This window comes from Segatella copri, assembly GCF_019127135.1.
Classification (GTDB): domain Bacteria; phylum Bacteroidota; class Bacteroidia; order Bacteroidales; family Bacteroidaceae; genus Prevotella.
In genome coordinates this window covers 1-22,723 of record NZ_JAHOEA010000017.1, presented here as the reverse complement: position 1 = coordinate 22,723, position 22,723 = coordinate 1, and the positions used below count along the sequence as shown (strand labels likewise).

Below are 22,723 nucleotides of genomic sequence, written 5' to 3'. Positions count from 1 at the left end.
TAAACATTAAAGAACAAAGAACATGAAAAAGTATGTCATATATTTATTACTCATGATGTTCTCATCAATGGGAGCACAGGCACAAAAGTCTTATTTCAAAGAGGCTTTGGAGAAATTGGTAAGCAACAAGGCGTTCACCATGAATCAATCAGGAGCAAAAAATGAGGTTGGTGACACAGCACAATGGAGTTGGAAAAAATATCGCTTTAAAACTCTCAAGAAAGACAAGTTTCTCAAGGAACTGGACAGAATCAACAAGGCTTTTCAAAAAGATTGCAATCAGCCTGTAACTGACTTTTACTATATGGTAGATGGAAACAACAACCCACTTAAAACATGGATGAACTTTGACATATCTGTAGGCAACGACCTTATTATGGTTGGAAATTTCTCGGCATATAGCGTCCTTATCAATCGCCAACAAATGGGTCACTCTGGCATGCGCAGAGTCTGTGCCATAGAATGGGGCCATATCATAGAGAATGGTTTGGTTAACGAAAAAGGCTATGAAGGAAACATCAGCATCGTAGAAGGAAAAGCTCCTTTAAACAAGCACCGCGTGGCTGATGAAATAAACCAGAAACCATATAATGCCGTCCACTATACAGGTGTTCTTACCCCAATAGACACCCAAGAAGAAAAGGCAGCTCCTAAAGAAGAGACTAAAGAAGAAAAAGAAGTGCCTAATGAGCAGTTGACCAAGATGCTTAAAGATGCTCAGACCAACCTGAAAGGCAACTTTGAGATTATTGGCAAGCGTGACCCTGAACTTTGGGACCGTGGCTATTTTATCTGTTACAAAGACGAAACAGATATGTATGTAGAACCCATCCTTGTAGCTACCAACGGCACTAACTTCTCATACAAGCACGACCTGAAGGACATAACCATGGGAAGAGTGAGAGCACTGATGAAAGATGGAACCATCTGCTCGGAATGGATAGACATTCCTTTTGTACCAGGAGAGATAGCAGAGCTAAGCGTACACAATGGTTACTACAGCCTCACAGGATCAAGTTTCTATAAACAGTGGGTGGAAGAGGAAAGCAAGAACCATGATGGATGGGACGAGCGCAAGTATACGGCTTACGCACTCAGCAATATCCATTCTCCTGGCATCATCTGCTATCTGTTCTATCAGCATTTGATAAAAGGTTCTTCGAATCAAAAGAAAATATTCAAAGCCCTCCCAACAACTCTACAAGAGAATCATGTGGGTCGCTTTATCAAAAAGCATATGAACAATAAATTATAAAAATCTCAACTTTCAGTCACATTCATTTAATACATATGTGATGTAAGAAAGGACATACTGCATAGAACCCAATGCCACCTCTATCAGTTTTGATGGAGATGGCATTTTTGCTTCAAATTAGCGCATCCCCAATAGAGGTAAATTTCAATGTCGACTTGAATGAGAAGCTAGAGAACATCTACAGCATTTACTATCCTACAAATGATCAGAACGTTACATTAATGATTTTCCCCCGATTGTCTTCCCTTGCGCTTTGCAATTTTTCCCAAAGCATTGATGGATTCAAGATAAGCTTCCTCTACTGGAGTTAATGTCTTGACCTGATATTTTCGATACTCAGCTATAGCTTTGTCCATTGCCTCTTCATGGCTGATACTTCCCGACCCCTTCAACAAAGGTCGCCCTGTGGATTGCAGGATAGTATCAAGTTGTTTCACATAATCCATCATATAGACTGGGCGATGCTCCATTGCCATAATCTCGGCAAAGTCAAAATAACCGGAAACAAGATTATTGAGTATCTTCAGCTCATTTTCTTTCAGATAGTTCTTGGCTATTTTGATGTCTTTGATAGCTGGCAGCTCGCCCTCAAATGTCGTCAAGCCCATAAATGGTTGGTCGGCATCCGCACGCTCATAGATAACTTCTGCCGCAGTATGCCCATGAGCAGCATAGTGCAACTTATTTTGCACGATTTTAAAGAAAAGCTTTGAGGCATCAGTTCGAGGGTCATAGTCAACACTTGTGGCATAGATGTCCAGAACTTGTCGATAGAGCACCTTTTCTGACGAACGAATATCACGGATACGGTCGAGCAACTCTTTCCAATAGTTGCCACCACCGAGATTTTTGAGTCGTTCATCGTCCATCGTAAACCCTTTTACGATGTACTCATTCAGTCGCTCTGTAGCCCATTGACGGAAACGAGTGCCTTGAATAGATTTTACACGATAGCCCACAGATATGATAACATCAAGGTTATAGAACTTCACTTCTTTGCTTTGGGTTTTTCCTGCCATAGCACCATGCTGAGTGGTTATTCGGAATTTCCGAACAACCACTTTTTCATCAAGTTCTCCCTCTTCAAAAATATTTGATATATGTTCTACTATCGTAGACTTACTCTTATTAAACAAGGAGGCGATTTGATCTTGGTTTAGCCAAACCGTCTTATTCTCCAATCTCACATCAAGCTTCACGCCATCATCAGATTGGTAAATGATCATTTCTCCCAAATCAGTTTGGGGTGCGTCCTCCCATTTATAACCACAATCCAAGCAAAGATGCAGTACACCCTCTGTCTGCACATTGTCAGAATTGCACTTTGGACATTTTATATTATTATTCATCATTGTTTCGTCTTTGTTATTATCTAAGTCAAAAATGATATTCTTGTATGACTTATGCTTAGACATTATTATATTTCCATTTCCTTTCTTTGAAAGCAGGATGTCACCCTTCTGATAAGCAACAACAGTCCCGACATTAGGATCACTTTTTTCTATTTCATTTCTCTCTCAACATCCATTCCCACGTAGGAAGAACATGAACCTGCTTGCCATCTATCTCAAGCTCTTCCTTCTCCTCCATCGTAAGAATATATCCCTCAGCCAAGCCATAAGCATTCATGGCTTCCATCAGCCCCTCGATTTCTCGCTTGCGAGTTTTCTCGTCATTCATCACTATCGTTACTTGATAAGCCTTCATGATTCTCATGCCCTCTCTAACAACAAAGTCGCACTCCTTCTTATCTGCATAATAAAAAACATCATATCCGCGGCGTTTCAACTCGATGAATACGATGTTTTCCAACTTCACTCCCATATTGTCGGTGGCATTGAATCCAATGCGACTCACGATGGCATTGTCGATGAAGTAAATCTTCTTCGGGTTCAGCATCTGCACCTTTACCGATGGCGAATACTTCAAGAGCTGGAATATCATATAGGTTTGCTCGATGTACTCCAAATAGTTTTTGACGGTTTCGGAATGACGAATGCCCACTATCTTACCCAGTGAGGTATAGGTAATGCGCTTCGTGGCATTGCTGGCGAGATAAAAGATGAGTTCCTGCATCTCCTTATCATTGGTCAACCCATTACGAGCCATCACATCACGGAAGATGATGCTATCGTAGAGTGACGAGAGGTAACGAGTGGATGACGACTGGAGATACTTAGGAAATCCACCTTTCTCCAAATACTCCTTGAAATGCCCCAAGAGAATGGCACGCTTGCTGGTTAGATAAAAGTCCTTGGCTTCCAGCTGCACCTTTGCCAACTGCAAGTATTCTTGAAAGGAAAAAGGAAAAATCTCCACTGCGATATAACGCCCCGTGAGATGAGTGCCAAGCTCTCTACTCAGCATTCGGGCATTTGATCCGGTTACAATCACCTTATTGCCTTCGTTGTAGAGACGGCGCACAAAGGTCTCCCAGCCCTTCACATTCTGTATCTCATCAAAATAATAGGTATGCTGCTCACCAAAGAGTTCGAAGAAACATTCTTGCAATGTTTGGAAATCTGCCACAGTAAAGTTGACCAGTCTCTCATCATCAAAATTGAAAAAGAAGTCTTGCTCCGGCAATTTGCTGCGCATTTGCTGGAGCAAAACAGACTTTCCACAACGTCTTATACCAGTAATAATTAGTATCTCCGTTGTGGTAAGCCACTCTTCCTCTATGTCTCTCGGCACAGTATCTTGTGCTATATTCTTGCAGTATTCCTGCTGCTCAAATATAATTTGCTTTAATAACTCTTTCATGTTCAATCATTTATTTGCTTGCAAAAATACGATTTTTTAAGTAAACAACCAAATAAATCTTCATTTTTGTTCATTCAGAATGAGTAATTTCTATCATTTTTACTCATTCAGAATGAGTAAAAATGAGCAAAAATAGATAGTCTCAGCCTCATCACATACCTCCCCTGCGAATTGCCAAGGGTGAGATGGATGATAACTATGTTGTGACTTATATGATGCAAGGAAGCAATTATAACGATGCAAGGAAGCTATTATAACGATTGCGTGACATTTGTCATGCGATTATACGACACTTATCATACGGTCGGATGACAAATGCCGTATAATCACATGACATATACCAATGTATAAATAAACCTAATATTTTACACCAAAAGATACAAGTTATCACATTATTATATATATTTGCATCATCTTTCATAGAAGACAAAGAAAATAGAAAACAACGAACCATCAAACAACAAGAAATATGGAACTGAAATACGACATTTACACTCTCAACAATGCTCAGGGTACAGGAGAAAAGCGCCAATACGTTCGCATCGTGCAGCATGAACCTATGACCGAGAAGCAACTGCAAGAGAAAATCCAGAACCGCTGCTCACTCACCAAGGGAGATGTGGCTGCGGTGCTGGCAGAGCTTCACGACCTTTTGGTGGAAGAATTCTCCATGGGACGCCGCTTTTATATCCCAGAGATAGGCTACTTCTCCATGTCGGCTAGCCTAGAGATGCCTGAGGAAAATCCAGACAAGAAGATTACGGGCAAGGAAGTACGCATCACCGGCATCAACTTCCGACCAGAGGCTAAACTGATGGAGGAGGTACAGCGCAACGTCCATTTCAAACGCTCTCGCTATTCCAACCAATCCACAAAATACTCGGAAGAAAAGCTGTTGGAAAATATCAAGGAGTATCTTCAAAAGAATCGTTACATCACCACTCGCATCATGCGCATCCACTTCGGCTTGACTCCATACATGGCTCAGAAGTGGCTCACTCATTTCTGCGAGAAGGGTATCATGGTGAAGGAAGGCACCCAGCATGCGCCTATCTATTTTCTAAAGTAACAAAGGCAGCTTTCTCCATTCTCCTTTCACCATAAACAAATGATTCACAAATGATTGCAAGATAGGTGAAAGGAAAAATGAAATTGGAAAAGAAAAATAAAAACTTGCAAATATCTATTATTATGAGTATATTTGCAAAAAGAAATCACCAAAACATTAAGATTATGACAAAGGAAGAGCTGATAGACAGAATCAACGACATCGAATGGGAGGACTTCGAGGCTAAGGAGGCCAAGAGTGAACTCCCTAAGAATATATGGGAGACCGTAAGTGCATTCGCCAACACTTCCGGCGGATGGATAGTGCTTGGAATAAAGCAGAATGGCAAGAAGTTTGAAATATCAGGAGTTGACAATGCAGAGAAGTTGGAACAAGACTTCCTGGGCACCTTGCGTTCTCAGAAATTCAATGAGCCAGTCGATGCCAAGAGCATGCTCTATCATATAGATGGGCATAAGGTTTTGGCATTTCATATCGCCTCATCACCCCACAAACCCATCTACTATAACAATCCGCAGAATACATTCATCCGATTCGGCAGTGAAGACCAGCGAGCTACCAATGGCGAGATAACCGCCATGTTTCATAACCAATCATTCGGCATCAAGTCTGAGCAGATACTCTTAGACTCCGACCTCTCCATGCTCAATGAGGACACCATTCGTGACTATCGCAATTACTTCAAGCTATACAGTCATCGTCCCAATCTGATAGGCAATGACATCGCCGACTTCTGCAAGCGCATCGGCATCTACGATAATGAAGGGCATCTGAACTATGGTGGTTTGATGTGTTTTGGAAAAGAAGAATGGGTTCGCCGTTATGTCCCTACGTTTTGGATGGACTTGGTGGAGATTCCTGGCAGAAGCGTGAGAGAAGCACGAACTCGCTATACCTATCGCATCCCAGAGCAAGAGAACCTTTGGGAGTATTTTCAGATTATGATTAGGAGACTGCGCCTCATCGTGGATACTCCATTCATGATGAACGACGAGGGATTCAATGTGGAAGATCGCTCGCAGTTTAAGATTTTGCGAGAAGCATTAGTCAATATGCTCTCTCACTTCGATCCATTCAGCACCATTCACTCCTGCATTCATATCTATACCGACAGAGTCGAGTTCTTCAATGCTGGTGGCTATCCTGTGCCTATATCCCAACTGGGCAACCATCTCTATTCCAATCCTCGCAACCCGATTATCGCCAAGATATTCAGACTGGTGAACCTATCTGAAACCATCGGTTATGGTTTTGACATGATGAACGAGTGGAAAGAAATCACAGGCAATGACGTGACTTTTGAGAGCGATATTTGTACCAGCACTGTCACTTTTTGGCTGGATAGTGACAGAGCTAGTGACAGAGCTAGTAACAGAGCTAGTAACAGAGCTAGTAACAGAGCTGAAGAAGATACATACATAGATGCTACAGACAAAGTTGTATCCATTCTCAAATTTTGCAAAGACCCGAAATTCAGAAAAGATATATTCGAGCTACTCGGTGTTACTTATCAATCAAAGAACTTCAAGGCATTCATCGAGCCTCTGTTACTTCATGATTATCTGGAACTTACGGTACCAGACAAGCCGACAAGTCCTAAGCAGCAATACAGAACGACCAAAAAGGGTTTGTTGTTCTTGGAGACAATATAAACAATACGACTCTGTCGCTTTTTAGTACTGAACGACAGAGTCAACGACAGAGTCAGGCATTTCAAGCTCTGTTACTTTTCGTAAAATCGTAACAGAGCTAGTAACAGAGCTATAGTAACTATGTTAGTAACCATGTCAAAACAAAAAAGGAAATTAGAATGAAATTAGGATTCATAAACTTCAGTTCCGAGGAACAACTGAAAATGCATCAAGTTATACAAGCCATCCAAGAGCATCAAGCAATTGACGAGCTTGGTCTGGGACGCATTCGCGATGCATTTTCAAACAAGCTGTTTCCAGGAATCTCCACATTACATAATAGAGCGAAATACTATGCCATACTCCCTTCCTTGTTTTTGGAAGCAGAGAAAGGCACATACAAAAGCGCAAATGAAGTCAGAGCCAAGGTGTTGAATCTGGAGATTAAATTGACTCGTCAATTATTGCGAGGTACAGAACCAGCCAACAACTGGGGAATAACAGGAAGTAGCGTAATCGATACAGCAGAAACCGAGAATAATAAATACGTAAAGTACGACCCAGTTTACATCTATTATGGCGCACTTGTCTCTTATGGGATGATATTGACAAACAGCAACATCTATAGTCTTATTTACGAAAGAAGCAAGACTATCCACAAACAACCCAAGAAATACATTTCCCAAGATGAAGAAAAAGAAATGGGAGACGCTAATCAGTTATCGGGCAATTATCAACTATTTGATGGCGGTGGATTGTCATATACATTTGATGGCTACACTCCCATCAATATAGACTTGACATCTGACGAAGCTAAGTTTATCAAAGACAAGATAATAGCCTCATCAATAGCCAAAGATTCATTTTTGGCTACTATTCTTCGTGACAACTACCCTATTGGACTTGCCCAGAAGTCATATTTCGACCTTGGAGACCAATGGAAGAAATACATAACCGATGAGCATTTCATGATTTATACGCTATCCGCAAGATTTTCTAAGTTTCAGTATCTTCTTCGGTTAGTCTATAACTATGTGTTTTACACAAGAACAGATAGAACAGAAGAAGCAGAAAAGGAATTTGAACGTTACGAACAGTTGAAAGAAGAATGGAAATCAGACATTAGCGAAGAAAAACTCTTCCAAGCATTAGATTTCGTTGGCTATACCCTACAAGACAATGGATCCATCAAATTTTGCAAAGAAGCATGCTCATTAATTAACAACCCTACAGATGAAAACTTCATCCGATTGCAAGAAATCATTGTTAATCGGGAAAAACAAACAAAAGGTTCATCAAGAAGTAAGTTGGCGAATCCTAACAAATATAAGGGAATCGACAGAATAGAAGCCTATTTCTTCGATTATCGTTGGGGAACCGTATATAACATCATCACAGAAATAAAGAAAGGACTGTCAAATGGCTAAAGAACAACTCTGCAATTATACTTATGGCGAGATGCTGGTCTCACCAGGCTATGACGTGGACTTCGCTATTGGTACAACCTATAGCGTTAATCCACAAGCATTGCTTATCATCCCTATGGCATTAGGTTTGCTAAGCAGCAACAACGAAGCTGCCGTTCAATCCCCCATTTGCCTATTAGAAGGAATTAGAAGAAGTGCAAACAAATTTGTGTTGTTCTGCAACAAAGGTGGAACGCACATACCATCAAACTGCCAACCCTATCTATCCCTCATGGATAACTGTATCTATGAAGTACAAAGCCCTCAAAAGTCTCAATTTCTATCCAACTTCCATCCGAAAGTATGGATTATCAAAGAGACCAACAGAGAAGAAAAAAACGACCAGCAAATCAAAGTCATCGTCATGAGCAGAAACCTTACTCTAGACAATAACCTTGATATGGTTGTTAGCCTCACAGGTAAAATCGGGAAACAAACCATCAACAACAAGAAGCATAAGCCTCTCATTGACTTTCTGACTTCATTAATTCCCTTGATGGGAAATGGCACTACCAACAACCAGCACATCATCAAAGACAAGAAGAAAAAGATGAAAATGGTCATTGAATCCATAAGAAAAGTCAAACATTTTGAGATAGATACAGATTTATTCGAGAAGGATGGGTATGAATTCATCCCGATACTCTTTGGGCAAAACCTGAACAAGAACATCAGTTATCCAGAAGCATGGCAAGGAACAGACCAAATGACCATCTCGCCATTTATTGACATAAAAACTCTACGAGAGTTAGACAAGAATGCAAAAAACAGGCACATTCTCGTTACCACATCAGGATATGTATCTAAAGACATATACGACCTGTTCAATAAAGAAAATCATGAAATCTACGTAATGAAAGATGGAATGACGCATAACGACATTATGCCAACTGACCTTCATGCAAAGACATTTCTAGTATGTAACCCTAAAGGGGAATACGGAAATTTTCTGTTCGTCGGATCTGCTAATGCCACATATGCAGCCTTCCATAAAAATTCAGAATTCATCATCCGACTGCAATACAAGTATGGCAAGCATTTAGTATTTGACTCTTTCAAAGAGGAATTTCTACAAATGGATGCAAGAGAAGAAAGTAAAATCTTCGAGACCGTCAACTTCCCTCCAGAATCAGAAGAAACGCATGAGACATCAGAGCTAGAAGCCTTTGTACGAAATTATATCACGAATAACTTCTTGGCAAAGTGCTATTCCTGTAAAGATGGCAAATATAATGTCATTATCAAGGCAGGACATCACGACAACAGGTACAGAATACAGATTGCACCCATGCAAACAGCAGGTTACAAAGTAGAACTAGAAAACGAGGCAATACTTTCAAACCTGACATTGGCTCAACTGTCAGACTTCTACATTATATCGGTACAAGATGCCAATGGACAGAATATGGACAAAGTCATCAAGATTCCGACCGAAGGCATACCATACGAAGATAGAGACATTGCTATATATAAAACGTTTGTGGATAGCAAGGAGAAGTTTCTCCGTTACTTGTCATTTATACTGACCGATGACATAGACGAATATCTGTTTGATGCAGAACAAAGCATGAAGCTGATTGCTCAGCACGGCAATGATAAAGATTCCGTGCCTCTCTCACTCAACATTTATGAGCAACTGCTGAAAGCTGCTAGCAGCAATCCCAAAAAGTTCATAGAGATAGAGGATGTCATCAGAAAAATCGGCAAAGAAGAATACACCCAAGAATTTCTTGAGATCTACAAAACTTTTAAGGAAGCCATAAAACAGAAATCATGATGGAAAAGGAATTAAAGGATTTTCAAAAGGCAACGGTAAAACACATCGTTGATATATTCAAAAGCAAGAAGCAACGCCGAGTTCTGCTTTCAGACGAAGTGGGACTGGGTAAGACTATCGTGTCCAAAGGTGTCATTCAAGCAGTTGGAGAATTAAGCGATGAATATGGTATATGGGACGACAACACCTATCGAGTAGTGTATATCTGCTCCAACGCCAATATCGTAAAGCAAAACACAGAAAACTTGGGAATAGAGGATGTCATGAACATAGAAGAAAGCAGATTGTCCATGCAGCACTTCATCGTGGCTAAAAAGGTGAAAGAGCTAATCGAGGCTAAGAAGGACAAACCTAGCATATTGATTCCTCTCACACCTGGTACATCTTTCAATCTCCAAACATCAGCGGGCAACATGAACGAACGTGCGCTGATGTTCGCTATACTTAGCCATGTGAAAGACTTCAAAGAACATACGAAGGCATTGAAGAATCGTCTAAACATTTATGAAGCAAATAACGACAATTGGGAAAATACCATCAAAAAATACGAAAACGAAGTCACTGAAATAGAAAAGGTATGCACTGGATACAGAGAAAACATCTGCAAAGAAGTGGTAAAGGATGACAACTATCAAGAGGCTAAGAATTTACTTCTCAAAGCCATAGAGGAAAAAGCTGACTATAACACCAAGAACAGAGCCATCACTCAGTTCAGAATCATCTTCTGCAAAATTAGCATGAAAGAACTTAATCCCGATTTGGTTATCATGGATGAGTTCCAACGCTTTAGTTCACTTCTTGACTTGGAAGGGAATAGCGAAGAGGCTATGCTAACACGTACATTTTTTGGAAAAGAGGATGGTCCTTTCATATTGTTAGTGTCTGCCACACCTTACAAACCATTCACGACTTTGGAGGAATTGAATGAAAACAAGATAGACACTCAATATCAAGACTTCAACAAGTTGACAGATTTTCTCTTTGACAGCAGAGAGGACATTACATTCCAACAGGTTTGGCGTGACTATTCAAAAGAATTGTGCCACATCTCATCGGATAACTTAGACATACTCATTGCTAGAAAGAACATAGCAGAGGAAGCAATGTATCAAGCCATGAGCAGAACAGAGCGTTACCGCAATTCTGCCCAAGATGACACCCACTTGAAAATCAGTACAGGGGATATTGTGTCTTATTGCCAAATGCAAGAGGTTATTGATGAATGCAACAAAATGAGCGAAGGAAGATTCAGCGTAAAAACTTTGCCTATGGAATACGCCAAATCTTCTCCTTATTTGTTGTCCTTCATGGATAAATATAAGCTAAAGGAGAAACTTGTAAAAGCATACGTTGAGAATCCATGGAATAGCAATATGCAGAAACAAAGACTTCTGTTGAAGACAAATGATATATATAAATATAACGACATTCCATTATGCAATGCAAAATTATCCAAACTAAGCAACATTCTATTTGATGAAAAAGGTGAAAAGCATGGAGAGCAACTATTTTGGATTCCAGCGTCTCACCCTTATTACAAGATACCAGCCAACAACATATTTGCCAAGAACCATGACTTTTCCAAGGTGTTGGTCTTTTCTGCATGGGAAATGGTACCACGTATGATAGCTTGTATGATTTCCTATGCCGTCGAGCAAAAGAGTATCAGCCGTGCATTTCCATCTGCCACATATACAAACACGAAAGAAAATTCCGAAAAGGATGCACTTGATAAACAACACGGAACAGGAAGATTACGTAGAGAAAGCTTGGAACTGGTAACTTGCAGCTCTGATTTCTTGACAGATGCCTATAATCCAAAAACCAACCTTGGACAAGACATCAAAGAAATAAGAGCCAACATAAAGGAGAATATAAAGAACACAGGCCGACTCACCTTAGTTGAGCAGCCAACAACAGCAAAGTTTCTTTTGGAAGCCATAAGACTTTTAGATTCGAATGCAGGAGAGAAAATCCTAATATCCGAAGACGGCTTAGACACTTTGGTCAATATGGCTATAGGTTCACCTGGTATTTGCTTTTATCGTCTATTGGGCAACAAAGACTTAGCCCAAGAAGCAGCAACAAAATTCTGCAATAATATCTTCAACCGTAGATACAATGCAGCCGTCATAGACATACTCTACAACAAGAAGAGCGTTCAACCCTACTTCAAGCAAGTCATCGATTATTGCGTGATGGGCAATCTGCAAGCCGTATTGGATGAGTTCGCCTACATGATAGATGAAAGAAGTAATGGTGAGCGAAATGTAGAAATGATTCAGAAAAGAATGATAGAATCGTTCATCGATCGAAACTATCAAGAGATTGATACTACCGAGTCATTTGGCAAAGAGAAGAAAAAGAAATGGAGAATCCGCACTCATTACGCTATGCCTTATGGCAACATTAGAATGACAGATCAAGCCACCAACAGGGCAAATGATGTTCGTTTGGCATTCAACTCTCCTTTTCGTCCATTCGTCTTAGCCTCAACAAGCGTAGGACAAGAAGGTCTTGACTTCCATTGGTATTGCCGTAAAATCATGCACTGGAACATCTCATCCAATCCACAAGACATGGAGCAGAGAGAAGGAAGAATAGATCGATACAAGAGTTTGTTTGTAAGACGAAACGTAGCCAAGTTCCACCCTGAGACATATACCTGGAATGAGATGTTTGATTTGGCAAGAACCGAAGCTAAAGATAAGGGCTTCTGCGAGCTAGTTCCCTATTGGTCGATTCCACAAGATATGCTAAAAAGCATAGCTGAAACTGACAGAGAGTATATTTGTACCACTCTATCCTCTGAGCATGGACTATGATAGATACAGACACATGAAGTCTGTATTACGCCTCTACCGTCTAACCATGGGACAGCCCAGACAAGAGGAACTTCTAGAGTTCTTCAAAGACATGCCAGCAGAAGACATAGATAAATTATTGTTTAACCTCTCTCCTATCAAGAGAAAAAAGTAACAGGAATATGAAACATTCACTTAACAGAGAAGAGCTTATTGAGCAGCTAAAGGAACTAGCTGCTCAAAAGCTGCCAACGTATCTGGCAAATCACATGGGAGCCATGTGCTATGAACCTTCGATGATAGATAGTTTTTCCACAATATGCCAACATTGCCATCGTCCATTGACCTATCAAGCTTTCCACAGTGATGAAGAAATGTTCAACTCCATCATCAAAGAGATAAAAGATTTGGGATATGATGCGTCTCTTGAAGTAATATGTGGTTCATGCGCCCTAGAAGCGAAGGAAGAAGCAGAGTTTTTCGATTTACCATTTACTTCCGAAGATGATATCTGTGAGGAAAATGCATACCATCTTTTCTGCTTCAAGACAAAAAACGACAAGGACTATCATCAAGCTATAACTGATATGGAATCACTTTATGACTATCAAGCCGTATTGGCATTCTTAAAAGGAGAGTCTTATTTTGAAGATAGTTATGACCGCTACCATAGCATCATGGATGAACAAGACCCTATCAAGAGAATGACGGGAATAGAAATAAACGAAAATGATAGCAATGAAGAATAGCATACCCATACTTCCGAAGTCAGTCGCTTTGGAACTGACATATAGGTGCAATCACCATTGCTTGTTTTGCTCATGCCCTTGGTATGCGCCTAACTCTTCATATCCATTAGGAAAGGAACTATCCACCACTCAATGGAAATGGGTAATAGAAAAACTATACGACTATGGAGTAAAGACATTTTCTTTGTCTGGCGGAGAAGCATTGCTAAGAGAAGACCTTCATGAAATCATCGGACACATCCGAATGATTGGCAACCAAAGGAAGATGAATTATCCAATCATACTCATCTCCAATGGAAAACTCATGAATGAAGAACAACTCAAATTCTTCAAGGAAATGAATGTTCATCTTAGCATGAGCCTTCCTGGCTACCAATCATTTGAAGAGCATACAGGAGTTGCTAATGCAGATTATGTGTTAGAATACTTTTCGAAAGCCAAAGAAATCGGCTTAGAATGCACAGCAAACATTACCGTTACAAAAAAGAACTATTATGAGCTATTTGAGACCATATCGCTTGCCCTCATCAATGGAGCTACAGAAATTCTTCTCAACCGTTTTCTGCCTGGTGGACGTGGTTTGAAATATATGAATGAACTTTGCCTTTCCACAGAGCAAATCAACGGAATGCTTGATACTGCAGAAGAAGTACTAACACTAGCTAATCGCTATGGAAATGTGGGTACAGAAATACCAAAGTGCATCATAGCTTCTGCTAATTCATACAAAAGAATACATGTAGGGTATCTATGCGCTGCGGCAAAAGGATTCTTCGTTATTGATCCAGCAGGACAAATAAGAACCTGCAATCATTCTCCTCACATCGTAGGAAATGTTTTCGAAGAACCTTGGATTAAGGATACTGATTATTGGAACAAATTTGCATTCCGCTCTTATCAGCCTACAGTCTGCAATGGATGTTCATCGGCTAAGAATTGTGATTGTGGATGCAGGGAAGTAACCAACATTCTAGGACTTGGCATCAATGGAATAGAGCCCAACTTAACTCTCAAGAAGCAATAGTTTCTCTATTAACAAAGCTTGTTCACATTAATTATCGTTAAATCTACATTTCACAAGCCATTCATTATCAGTAATAGTAACCTCAGGGAAACTGAGTAACCTAATCGTGCCTTCTTGCAAGTTTGGAAATAACTTACTACCTTTGCACCAGAAAAAGAGAAAAGCTCTCTTTAAGTTACTAATATTGATTATTGATTCTATACATTTCATCCTATCGATTGGACGGTTTTATTTTAATTTGTCCAATCGATTGGATGAAATTCCATTTTTCTAAAGTTTGAAGAAGCCTAATCTTTCTCCCCTAACCATTCTTCCAATACCTTGCAATATTCATCATTTTGCTCGGCAAATGGCATGTGTCGGGCTCCTACGAAGAGATGCCACTTGGAATCTGGGATACCATCGTAGAGCGTCTTTGCTACCAATGGAGTGCAGAGGTCATTGGTTCCACTCATCACAAGGCATGGTACTTGTATCTCGCCCAAGCGGTCGGTGTAATCATAATCACGGAGCGTACCAGTAGGAGTGTATTCATTTGGTCCCCAACCATAGAGATAAGCCTCAGCACCAGCACGCTTCTTCCGGCGAAGACACTCTGGACTATCCTCCGTCACCTCACCGGCACAATGCAGGAGCATGAAGTGTTCATTCGCCTTGGCATACGCCTCGCTCGAAAAGTCATCCTTCGCCTCAGCCTCAGCGATGGCACGCTGGTCTTCCTCCGACATAAACTTAATCATGCGATGTTGCTCACTTGCCCAAAGCTTGCTGCTCGAAAGAGTGCTGCTGAGGATGGCTGACTTCACGCCCTTTGCTTGCTTCTCTATCAGATAGATGATGGCGAGCATGCCACCCCACGACTGTCCCAAGAGATGAAAATGGTCGATGTGGAGATAGTCGATGAGCGCACAGAGTTCGTTGAGCCAAGTCTCAGGAGTCCAGAGTTCGGGATGTCCCTCCACAAATGAGTTGCCACAGCCCAACTGGTCGTACATGATGACAGCTCTACCTGATTCCGCTACCCTATCCAATAGCTCGAAATAGTTGTGGGTACTGCCTGGTCCACCATGCAAGAGGATGATAGGGCTCTTGCCCTCCTCTGTTTTACCAACGATACGATAATATGTTTGATAGCCCATGAAGGGCATATATCCTTCCTTGATTTCCATTGTCTTCAAATGTTTTTATTGTTACCTAAACTGTGTTATCTAATTTTGCTGCTCCTATACCTTATTATATAGTCTTCATTATTCTTCATATTCGGTGGAGTTTTGAAAAGACATGTATATCACATTTATCATGTGCATATATTATAAGGTGCAAAAATATAAAAAATATGGCAATTAAACAAATATATCTTGCTTATTTTATCAAAAGAACTTAAATAATTTGGCTGTTTCTAGCTAATGCAATATCTTTGCATTCTAAATAATAATGAAACCAAATAAAAATAGAATATATGTTTAGTGGAATCGTAGAAGAAATGGCTACCGTAGTAGCTATCAAGCATGATAAGGAGAACATCGACTTCACATTGAGATGCTCTTTCGTTGATGAACTCGGCATCGACCAGAGCGTGGCGCACAATGGTGTCTGCCTCACTGTGGTGGAAATCAAGGACGGTACCTATACCGTTACTGCCATGAAGGAAACCCTGGACCGCAGCAACCTCGGTCTGCTCAAGGTGGGCGACAAGGTAAACGTGGAACGTTCTATGGTGATGAACGGCCGTCTGGATGGTCATATCGTACAGGGACACGTGGACGAGACTGCCAAATGTATCGCAATGAAAGACGCTGATGGCTCTACTTATTTTACTTTCGAATATGAGCTCAATAAGGAAATGGCAAGAAAAGGCTATTTCACGGTGGACAAGGGCAGCGTTACCGTTAACGGCGTTTCGCTCACCGTATGTGATCCTACAGACAACACATTTACCGTTGCCATCATTCCTTATACCAGAGAGAATACCAACTTCTGCGACATCGAAGTGGGAACGGTAGTGAATATCGAATTCGACATTCTGGGCAAATATATCGCTCGACTCAAGAGCTTTGAATAAGCCAGCAAAGTTAAGTACGGACGTTCTAAAAAACTTGCACATTTCTTGCGTTTTGCGCACAAAGCAAGACTAAATGGGCATTTTTTTAATAAAATATTTGCGTAAGCCATAAAAAAGTGTTACTTTTGCCCCCGTGTTTTGTCCCAAATTGAACATTGGACAGTAACTTATTAGACGATAGCAAGTCTGACAATCGCACTAGACGACGTACAACTTGAGTACTGAGCACTAACAAACTTAGGAAATTATAACAATAACCATTTTTAAAAATATGAGTTTAAAAATCGTAGTACTTGCCAAGCAAGTACCTGACACAAGAAATGTGGGTAAGGATGCGATGACCGCCGAAGGCACAGTAAATCGCGCTGCCCTTCCTGCAATCTTCAATCCTGAAGATTTGAACGCATTGGAGCAGGCTCTCCGATTGAAAGAGCAGAATCCAGGTTCTACAGTTGGTATTTTGACTATGGGTCCTCCACGTGCTGGCGAAATCATCCGCCAGGGTCTTTATCGTGGTGCAGATACGGGTTGGTTGCTTACCGACCGTCTCTTTGCCGGTGCTGATACATTGGCTACTTCCTATGCCCTTGCTACTGGTATCCAGAAGATTGGTGACGTTGACATCGTAATCGGTGGTCGCCAGGCTATCGATGGTGATACAGCCCAGGTAGGTCCTCAGGTGGCTCAGAAGCTGGGATTGAACCAGGTTACTTATGCAGAGGAAATCCTCAAGGTAGAGGATGGCAAGGCTACTATACGCCGCCTCATTGATGGTGGTGTTGAGACCGTAGAGGCTCCATTGCCATTGGTAATTACCGTAAACGGAAGTGCTGCTCCATGTCGCCCATGCAACGTGAAGCTCGTTATGAAATATAAATACGCTACCTGCCCTATGGAGCGCAAGGGTGATGAACCTTGGACCAACCTCTATGAGGAGCGCCCTTACCTCACCCTGAACCAGTGGAGCGTTGCCGATGTTGACGGCGACCCTGCACAGTGCGGTTTGAGCGGTTCACCTACCAAGGTGAAGGCCGTGAAGAACATCGTGTTCCAGGCTAAGGAAAGCAAGACCTTGACCAGCAGCGATGAGGACATCGACGGACTGATGAAGGAATTGTTGGACGAAAGTATTATCGGATAGTATTTTAAGAGGAGTAAAAGGAGTTAAGGAGTTAAGACAACAGCTTTAGGGCTATATGTCATTCTCTTTGACTCAAGCAACAAAAACTGTTGTCTTAACTCCTCAGCGACCGCAAGGAGCGATAACTCCTTAACTCCTTTAACTCCTCAAAAATTAGAAAAGACAATGAACAACGTATTTGTATATTGCGAGGTAGAAGGCACAACCGTTGCCGAAGTATCTCAAGAATTGCTCACCAAGGGTCGTAAGCTCGCTAACCAGCAGGGCGTGGAACTCCATGCCATCGTGGCTGGTACTGGCATCAAGGGTCAGGTAGAGGATCAGATTCTCCCTTATGGTGTAGATAAATTATTTGTTTTCGATGCTGAGGGTTTGTTCCCATACACTTCAGCTCCTCATACAGACATTCTCGTCAACCTCTTCAAGGAGGAGAAGCCTCAGATTGCATTGATGGGTGCTACCGTTATCGGTCGCGACCTCGGTCCTCGTGTTTCTTCTTCATTGACCAGCGGTCTTACCGCCGACTGTACAGAGCTTGAAATCGGTGATTACGACGATAAGAAGAGCGGCAAGCACTATGAGGGTCTGCTCTATCAGATTCGTCCTGCCTTCGGTGGTAACATCGTGGCTACTATCGTAAACCCAGAGCACCGTCCTCAGATGGCTACAGTACGCTCTGGCGTGATGCAGAAGAGCATCTACGAGGGTGAGTGCAAGAAGGAAGTGGTTTATCCAGAGGTAAGCAAGTATGTTCCTGCTGAAGACTTTGTAGTAAAGGTACTCGACCACCACGTAGAGGCTGCCAAGCACAACCTGAAGGGTTCTGCCATCGTTGTAGCTGGTGGTTATGGTGTAGGAAGCAAGGAAGGTTTCGACCAGCTCTTCGAGTTGGCTCATCTCCTCCATGGCGAGGTAGGTGCTTCCCGTGCTGCCGTAGATGCAGGTTGGGTAGATCACGACCGTCAGATTGGTCAGACTGGTGTTACCGTTCATCCTAAGGTTTATATCGCCTGCGGAATCTCTGGTCAGATTCAGCACATTGCCGGTATGCAGGATTCAGGTATCATCATCTCTGTGAACAACGATCCTGATGCTCCAATCAACAAGATTGCCGATTACGTTATCAACGGCAATGTTGAAGATGTGGTTCCTAAGCTCATCAAGTACTACAAGCAGAATTCTAAGTAATCTGCATTACACATTATTTAAATAAGAAAAGCAAAATGGCTAATTATTATACAGACCATCCTGAAATAGAGTTCCACTTGAATCATCCGCTCATGAAGCGTGTTGTGGACTTGAAGGAAAGAAATTACGCAGAAAAAGACCAGTTTGAAGATGCTCCTGTCAACTACGAGGATGCCATCGAGAACTACAAGCGATTGCTGGATATTACCGGCGATGTAGCTGCTAACATCATCGAACCAAACTCTGAGGATGTTGACCTCGAAGGTCCACACTTGGAGAACGGCCGCATGATTTATGCCAGCAAGACATTCGAGAACCTCGATGCTACCCGCAAGGCTGGCCTCTGGGGTTTGTCTATGCCTCGTCGTTACGGCGGTTTGAACTTGCCTAACGCCATCTTCTCTATGGCTTCTGAAGTCATCGCTGCTGCCGATGCAGGCTTCCAGAACATCTGGTCTCTCCAGAGCTGTATCGATACACTCTATGAGTTCGGTTCTGAGGAGCAGCGCCAGAAGTACATCCCTCGCATCTGCGCAGGCGAGACCATGAGTATGGACTTGACTGAGCCTGACGCAGGTTCTGACTTGCAGCGCGTGATGCTGAAGGCTACACAGGATGAGGACGGCACATGGCGTCTGAACGGTGTGAAGCGTTTCATCACCAATGGTGACTCAGACATCCACCTGGTTCTGGCCCGTTCAGAGGAAGGCACCAAGGATGGTCGTGGTCTTTCTATGTTCATCTACGACAAGCGTGATGGTGGCGTAACTGTTCGCCACATCGAGCACAAGTTGGGTATCCACGGTTCTCCTACCTGCGAGTTGGTTTACAAGAATGCCAAGGCTGAGCTTTGCGGTAACACTCGTCTCGGTTTGATTAAGTACGTGATGGCTCTGATGAATGGTGCCCGTCTGGGTATTGCTGCTCAGAGTGTAGGTGTTGAGCAGGAGGCTTACAACGAGGGTTTGGCTTATGCCAAGGAGCGTGCTCAGTTTGGTGAGAAGATTATCAACTTCCCAGCCGTTTACGACATGCTTTCAAGAATGAAGGCTAAGTTGGATGCAGGCCGTTCACTCCTCTACTGCTGCGCTCGCTACGTAGATATCTACAAGGCTTTGGAAGACATCGCCCGCGACACTAAGCTCACTCCAGAGGAGCGTCAGGAGATGAAGAAATACACCCGCTTGGCTGATGCATTTACTCCATTGGCTAAGGGTATGAACTCAGAGTATGCTAACCAGAATGCATACGATGCTATCAGCATCCACGGTGGTTCTGGTTTCATCATGGAGTACAAGTGCCAGCGTCTGTTCCGTGACGCCCGCATCTTCTCTATCTACGAGGGAACTACCCAGCTTCAGGTTGTTGCAGCCATCCGCTACATCACCAACGGTACTTATCTCAGCATCATCAAGGAGATGTTGGAGAACGAGGTATCAGATGACTTGAAGGCATTGAAGGAGCGTGTAGCTAAGCTTGTAGATCTTTACGAGGCAGCCATCAACAAGGTGAAGGAAGCTAACGATCAGGCAGTTCACGACTTCCTGGCTCGCCGTCTCTACAATATGACTGGCGACATCGTAATGTCACTTCTCATCCTCGATGATGCAACCAAGGCACCAGAGATGTTTGCCAAAAGTGCCAACGTATATGTTCGCATGGCAGAGGAGGAAGTTCTCGGTCATTCAGCATACATCCAGAACTTCAAGGCAGAAGACTTGGAGAGCTTCAAGGCATAAGACATTTATAAGAATCAGATAATTTAAAAAGTCCGTGGACAAATGAATGTTCACGGACTTTTTTTATTACAAACTTTCTTCTTTATTTACCTGATATACTCCCAAAAATTTTGGGGGAATCGGATACTACATATCTATCTTTCTCATTTTCATTGAATTAGCAAAAATATCAAGTTTTGTACAGCAAGGCACAAGATTAAAAGGAACTTTCTGCAAAAAAATGCAACAAGCATCTACCTCAATCGGAGCAAAAGAAATGTACACCTCATAAATATACTTTATAAACAGATTTCTTCTACAAATTACAAACTATCGTTAAAAAACAAGCATCAAAGAAAGATTTTACTGGTAAAATGAAGCTATTTAAAAAGAAATGACTATATTTGCAATGTCTAGCTCGGCTAAAAGCCCTTAATGGGCAAAGGTTGGGCAGACATACATATCGGTAAAAGGCGTTTTTGGACGCTTTGGTTTTGGCGATTCAAGAATCTCGCAAATTCATCGACAAGTCAAGAACAAAGCAACGGGAACGCCCCAAGGGATGTATTATATACAGCCCTCATTGTCTTCGGATGCCAAAAACATTCGTTGGTAGGGAGGGTATACTATATACTTACATCGGCGTAGGGGCTTTCAGCGTTGTTCGTTTCAGACTTGTCGGGCAATGCGAGAGCCTTTGAATCGTGAAGCGAGCAACAGAATGGCTCTACGCTTTTTTCGTATGTATCAACTTAATAAACGAATACTTAAAGGAAGACAATGGAGCCTTTGTTTCTTCAAACAATAGCAAACCATGAGTTTCATATTACTAATAGCTATCGGAGCTTTTATTTATTTCCTTTTCAAGAAGGTTCTTCCGCATTACAACATTTCCACCAGAGATATCGTAATAACCATTGCCATATTGATAGGTGGCATCTATGGCGTGAGATTTCTAACGACAACCGATATTTTTAGTGGATGGAGTGAGCCAGACCAACCTGCAAAGGAATTCTGCGAGGACTTTTTTATCGCAAATCAAAAGTCTACCTGGTCTAATCAAATAAAGATGTTGAGTGGAGTTATCAGAAAGGTAAGAATGGCTGGTCATGCTCCAACCTTGTCTGATGTCTCACAAGAAGTTCGTGACGATTTAGATGAACATCGACGTAATTGGACAACCAGCGAGGATATGGCAGAATACATCAATGAAAAACTTGGAACAAACTTGGAGAAAGATGATGTTAATTATTTTATGTTTTTATATTTTAGCAGCCAAGGGCTTCAAAACCCTATTCTAAAATATAAATACAAAGAATCTGTAGATGATGCTGAGGTTTGGATAGTAGAAGACTATTACACCATGAAGAAAGCTTACCTTACAATAAATGGTACGAACTATCACATTCAAGTTCAAGGCAAAGTAAACGACCCAAATGATTAATCAAAACGCATAAATATGATGAAACGAGTTATACCGATAATTATCTTCTGTCTCAGTGCCATTCAAATGGCATTGGCACAAGTTACGTATTCTCCTGAACTCCTCCAAAAGGCTAAGGATGGAGATGCAGAAGCGCAATTTAATCTTGGCTGGTGCTATGGTACAGGCACAGGAATTCAGCAAGATGACAAGGAAGCTATGAAATGGTACAAGAAAGCTGCCAAGCAAGACTATGCAAGCGCCATTCGCAACATCGGCTTATATTACATGAATGGGGATGGAGCTGTAGAAAAGGATGAAAAAGAAGGTATCAAATGGATAAAGAAAGCCATAGAGAAAGGTAATATCCGTTCCAAGGTAATCTTAGCAGATTACTACCTTCAGGGAACAGGTGTGCCAAAAGATACTTTAAAATTTCAAACGCTTTTAAAGGAGGCTGCCGAGCAAAGTGACACTACTGCCCAATGCTATTTGGCAGATTGTTATTTTATGGGAATCAATGGGTATCACAAAGATTATAAGCAAGGTACAGTTTGGTGTAAGAAAGCTGCCGAGCAAGGAAATCCGAAAGCGCAATACAACATTGGGGCAGCATATGAACAGGGGTTAGGTATCGAACAAAACTCTAAAGA

Annotated in this window: 17 protein-coding genes; 14 read left to right on the top strand and 3 right to left on the bottom strand. The window is 41.8% G+C overall.

Annotation, left to right across the window (positions count from 1 at the left end; all coding sequences use genetic code 11):
- The first annotated feature begins 22 nt into the window (after window positions 1-22).
- Window positions 23-1,255 (top strand): hypothetical protein, encoded by a 1,233-nt coding sequence (locus KSW37_RS06345; RefSeq protein WP_217313666.1) that lies wholly within the window; start codon window positions 23-25, stop codon window positions 1,253-1,255.
- A gap of 218 nt (window positions 1,256-1,473) precedes the next feature.
- Here KSW37_RS06345 and KSW37_RS06340 read toward each other — a convergent pair whose 3' ends face one another.
- Together KSW37_RS06340 and KSW37_RS06335 are read right to left on the bottom strand one after the other, a co-directional pair.
- Window positions 1,474-2,481, bottom strand: a complete 1,008-nt coding sequence (locus KSW37_RS06340) for a virulence RhuM family protein (RefSeq protein WP_217313682.1) — start codon at window positions 2,479-2,481, stop codon at window positions 1,474-1,476.
- A gap of 280 nt (window positions 2,482-2,761) precedes the next feature.
- Window positions 2,762-4,018, bottom strand: coding sequence for an ATP-binding protein (locus KSW37_RS06335; protein ID WP_217313667.1), 1,257 nt, complete (start codon window positions 4,016-4,018; stop codon window positions 2,762-2,764).
- Between the two features lie 469 nt (window positions 4,019-4,487).
- Here KSW37_RS06335 and KSW37_RS06330 point away from each other — a divergent pair, with 469 nt between their 5' ends.
- From KSW37_RS06330 to KSW37_RS06300, 7 genes are all read left to right on the top strand, one after another.
- Complete coding sequence (locus KSW37_RS06330; protein ID WP_217313668.1) at window positions 4,488-5,087, top strand: HU family DNA-binding protein; 600 nt, start codon at window positions 4,488-4,490, stop codon at window positions 5,085-5,087.
- Window positions 5,088-5,251: 164 nt separating this feature from the next.
- Window positions 5,252-6,739, top strand: coding sequence for an RNA-binding domain-containing protein (locus KSW37_RS06325; protein WP_217313669.1), 1,488 nt, complete (start codon window positions 5,252-5,254; stop codon window positions 6,737-6,739).
- A 158-nt stretch (window positions 6,740-6,897) separates the two neighbouring features.
- Window positions 6,898-8,145 carry a DUF6361 family protein gene (locus tag KSW37_RS06320; RefSeq protein WP_217313670.1) on the top strand — a complete coding sequence of 416 codons (1,248 nt, stop codon included), beginning with the start codon at window positions 6,898-6,900 and terminating at the stop codon, window positions 8,143-8,145.
- A complete protein-coding gene (locus tag KSW37_RS06315) occupies window positions 8,138-9,961 on the top strand; it encodes a phospholipase D-like domain-containing protein (RefSeq protein WP_217313671.1) in 1,824 nt (607 codons plus the stop codon). The genes KSW37_RS06320 and KSW37_RS06315 overlap by 8 nt, the downstream gene beginning before the upstream one ends.
- Window positions 9,958-12,786: a DEAD/DEAH box helicase family protein gene (locus KSW37_RS06310; protein ID WP_217313672.1), complete on the top strand. Its 2,829-nt coding sequence runs from the start codon at window positions 9,958-9,960 to the stop codon at window positions 12,784-12,786. Before KSW37_RS06315 ends, KSW37_RS06310 begins: the two co-directional genes overlap by 4 nt.
- 161 nt (window positions 12,787-12,947) lie before the next feature.
- Window positions 12,948-13,514 carry a hypothetical protein gene (locus tag KSW37_RS06305; protein WP_217313673.1) on the top strand — a complete coding sequence of 189 codons (567 nt, stop codon included), beginning with the start codon at window positions 12,948-12,950 and terminating at the stop codon, window positions 13,512-13,514.
- Window positions 13,495-14,538: a radical SAM/SPASM domain-containing protein gene (locus KSW37_RS06300; protein ID WP_217313674.1), complete on the top strand. Its 1,044-nt coding sequence runs from the start codon at window positions 13,495-13,497 to the stop codon at window positions 14,536-14,538. Before KSW37_RS06305 ends, KSW37_RS06300 begins: the two co-directional genes overlap by 20 nt.
- A 287-nt stretch (window positions 14,539-14,825) precedes the next feature.
- Here the strand turns inward: KSW37_RS06300 and pepI are convergent, their stop codons facing one another.
- The gene (gene pepI, locus KSW37_RS06295) at window positions 14,826-15,707 is read right to left on the bottom strand and encodes a proline iminopeptidase (RefSeq protein WP_217313675.1); all 882 of its coding nucleotides are present in this window, start codon (window positions 15,705-15,707) and stop codon (window positions 14,826-14,828) included.
- 290 nt (window positions 15,708-15,997) lie between these two features.
- Here pepI and KSW37_RS06290 point away from each other — a divergent pair, with 290 nt between their 5' ends.
- The 6 genes from KSW37_RS06290 to KSW37_RS06265 form a co-directional block, all read left to right on the top strand.
- Window positions 15,998-16,600, top strand: a complete 603-nt coding sequence (locus KSW37_RS06290; protein WP_118255001.1) for a riboflavin synthase — start codon at window positions 15,998-16,000, stop codon at window positions 16,598-16,600.
- Window positions 16,601-16,871: 271 nt separating this feature from the next.
- The gene (locus tag KSW37_RS06285; protein WP_217313676.1) at window positions 16,872-17,741 is read left to right on the top strand and encodes an electron transfer flavoprotein subunit beta/FixA family protein; all 870 of its coding nucleotides are present in this window, start codon (window positions 16,872-16,874) and stop codon (window positions 17,739-17,741) included.
- 165 nt (window positions 17,742-17,906) lie between these two features.
- The gene (locus KSW37_RS06280; RefSeq protein WP_089545009.1) at window positions 17,907-18,929 is read left to right on the top strand and encodes an electron transfer flavoprotein subunit alpha/FixB family protein; all 1,023 of its coding nucleotides are present in this window, start codon (window positions 17,907-17,909) and stop codon (window positions 18,927-18,929) included.
- A 35-nt stretch (window positions 18,930-18,964) separates the two neighbouring features.
- Window positions 18,965-20,668: an acyl-CoA dehydrogenase family protein gene (locus KSW37_RS06275; RefSeq protein ID WP_217326799.1), complete on the top strand. Its 1,704-nt coding sequence runs from the start codon at window positions 18,965-18,967 to the stop codon at window positions 20,666-20,668.
- Window positions 20,669-21,461: 793 nt separating this feature from the next.
- On the top strand, window positions 21,462-22,091 hold the full coding sequence (locus KSW37_RS06270; RefSeq protein WP_217326800.1) for a hypothetical protein: 630 nt from the start codon (window positions 21,462-21,464) through the stop codon (window positions 22,089-22,091).
- 15 nt (window positions 22,092-22,106) lie between these two features.
- A partial coding sequence (locus KSW37_RS06265; RefSeq protein ID WP_217743435.1) for a tetratricopeptide repeat protein occupies window positions 22,107-22,723 on the top strand: 617 nt, incomplete at its 3' end.

Bases quoted from the DNA above. Each gene is read 5' to 3' on its own strand.
- KSW37_RS06345 (WP_217313666.1), top strand. From the start codon at position 23: ATGAAAAAGTATGTCATATATTTATTACTCATGATGTTCTCATCAATG.
- KSW37_RS06340 (WP_217313682.1), bottom strand. From the start codon at position 2,481: ATGATCATTTACCAATCTGATGATGGCGTGAAGCTTGATGTGAGATTG.
- KSW37_RS06335 (WP_217313667.1), bottom strand. From the start codon at position 4,018: ATGAAAGAGTTATTAAAGCAAATTATATTTGAGCAGCAGGAATACTGC.
- KSW37_RS06330 (WP_217313668.1), top strand. From the start codon at position 4,488: ATGGAACTGAAATACGACATTTACACTCTCAACAATGCTCAGGGTACA.
- KSW37_RS06325 (WP_217313669.1), top strand. From the start codon at position 5,252: ATGACAAAGGAAGAGCTGATAGACAGAATCAACGACATCGAATGGGAG.
- KSW37_RS06320 (WP_217313670.1), top strand. From the start codon at position 6,898: ATGAAATTAGGATTCATAAACTTCAGTTCCGAGGAACAACTGAAAATG.
- KSW37_RS06315 (WP_217313671.1), top strand. From the start codon at position 8,138: ATGGCTAAAGAACAACTCTGCAATTATACTTATGGCGAGATGCTGGTC.
- KSW37_RS06310 (WP_217313672.1), top strand. From the start codon at position 9,958: ATGATGGAAAAGGAATTAAAGGATTTTCAAAAGGCAACGGTAAAACAC.
- KSW37_RS06305 (WP_217313673.1), top strand. From the start codon at position 12,948: ATGAAACATTCACTTAACAGAGAAGAGCTTATTGAGCAGCTAAAGGAA.
- KSW37_RS06300 (WP_217313674.1), top strand. From the start codon at position 13,495: ATGATAGCAATGAAGAATAGCATACCCATACTTCCGAAGTCAGTCGCT.
- pepI (WP_217313675.1), bottom strand. From the start codon at position 15,707: ATGGAAATCAAGGAAGGATATATGCCCTTCATGGGCTATCAAACATAT.
- KSW37_RS06290 (WP_118255001.1), top strand. From the start codon at position 15,998: ATGTTTAGTGGAATCGTAGAAGAAATGGCTACCGTAGTAGCTATCAAG.
- KSW37_RS06285 (WP_217313676.1), top strand. From the start codon at position 16,872: ATGAGTTTAAAAATCGTAGTACTTGCCAAGCAAGTACCTGACACAAGA.
- KSW37_RS06280 (WP_089545009.1), top strand. From the start codon at position 17,907: ATGAACAACGTATTTGTATATTGCGAGGTAGAAGGCACAACCGTTGCC.
- KSW37_RS06275 (WP_217326799.1), top strand. From the start codon at position 18,965: ATGGCTAATTATTATACAGACCATCCTGAAATAGAGTTCCACTTGAAT.
- KSW37_RS06270 (WP_217326800.1), top strand. From the start codon at position 21,462: ATGAGTTTCATATTACTAATAGCTATCGGAGCTTTTATTTATTTCCTT.